The organism is Suttonella ornithocola (genome assembly GCF_001889065.1).
GTDB classification, from domain to species: Bacteria; Pseudomonadota; Gammaproteobacteria; order Cardiobacteriales; family Cardiobacteriaceae; genus Suttonella_A; species Suttonella_A ornithocola.
In genome coordinates this window covers 1-1,335 of the sequence record NZ_LWHB01000223.1, presented here as the reverse complement: position 1 = coordinate 1,335, position 1,335 = coordinate 1, and the positions used below count along the sequence as shown (strand labels likewise).

2 protein-coding genes are annotated in these 1,335 nt (G+C 33.0%); one reads left to right on the top strand and one right to left on the bottom strand.

The features are described 5' to 3' along the window. The first annotated feature begins 493 nt into the window (after window positions 1-493). Entirely contained in the window at window positions 494-862 is a 369-nt protein-coding gene (locus A5N85_RS13165) for an ElaB/YgaM/YqjD family protein (protein WP_072577589.1), read from the top strand. A gap of 260 nt (window positions 863-1,122) precedes the next feature. Here the strand turns inward: A5N85_RS13165 and A5N85_RS13160 are convergent. After that, on the bottom strand, window positions 1,123-1,335 hold a 213-nt coding region (locus tag A5N85_RS13160; RefSeq protein WP_143143130.1), incomplete at its 5' end, for a transposase.

Sequence of the window (1,335 nt, the reverse complement as noted above, 5' to 3'; positions counted from 1 at the left end):
TGCAAAATTCCGTTTTACACTATAGTCAAAGGCTAATAAAAGAGTCACAGAAATTAAATCGCTACTCCAGTAATAGTACAAGTGCTTACTTTATTCATCTATCTTAATACTGTAACTATTCTAGTAGCCTTTCACTATAAATTTTTGCTACTAGTAAAAAAAATTAACACTATGATTTTAATATATTTTCAAAATTTAAAAAATTGAAATTTCTCTATTTGTAGGGGGTTTGCAAAGGTCTCAAGATATTTAATACTTTATATTTGCTGACTTTCTCAATAACCATAACATCAGCAATCCTACAGCCTCTAACAAGCATTAAACGTATTAATGACTCTAGGCTAACAGATTGTTTCTTCTACCCTAGAGCCTTATTTTTATAAATAAAAACATTTAAAAGCCTAAATATTCTATGACCACACAGTAAGGAAATAATCTTAAAACACACTTATAATAACACTATGTTTCGTCAATTATTAAATAGGAAGATATTATGACTCCAGAACAACGTGTAGAAGCTTTAGAAAAACAACTTGAAGAAATGCGGAAAGAATTTAAAGATGCACGAGAATCATTAAAAGACTTCGCTGCTGATAAATGGGATGACGCCGAAGACCTTTATGAAGATGGTAAAGGTCGCGCTCATCAGATGCTTTCTCGCGCAGAAAAGCAAGGAAAAAAAGCTTGGCGTAAAGCAAAAAATGAAACTTGTGAATTTGTAGAATCTGCTTCAGATTATGTAAAGCATAATCCTTGGACGGTTGCTGCTGTTATCGGTGGAATTGCTCTAATTGCCGGTATTGTTTACCGTGTTGCTGAAAGTGACAGTGAACGCCGTTATTTTTCACGTTTTTTACGTTAATCAAATAAAAGCAATACTTCTTACAAGATGTACTTAGGTTAGGTGCATCTTATTTTTTGTATATTTTTTATAACTTAGATTCAACCTTGAATTACAACGTTTTCTGAAACAAGATTTATAGTCAAAGGCTAACAACAGAGTCACAGAAATTAGATCGCGCTATTCCAGTAATAGTACGTATGTTTACTTTATTCATCTATCTTAACACTGTAACTATTCTAGTAGCCTTTCATTATATATCAGAATTTGGTATAGTGCAATCATCTAAAACCCAACCCAATCCAAAGCAGATAAAAGAATAAAGTATCAATACAATCCATCCGCCATTCTTTGCGGATTTGCTTAATCCAAGCCCACATCTTTTCAATAGGATTTAAGTCTGGACTATAAGGGGGTAACCAAACTATCTCATGCCCATGCTCTTCAATGATTGCTTGAATATCACTGCGTTTATGAAAAGCGGCATTGTCCAT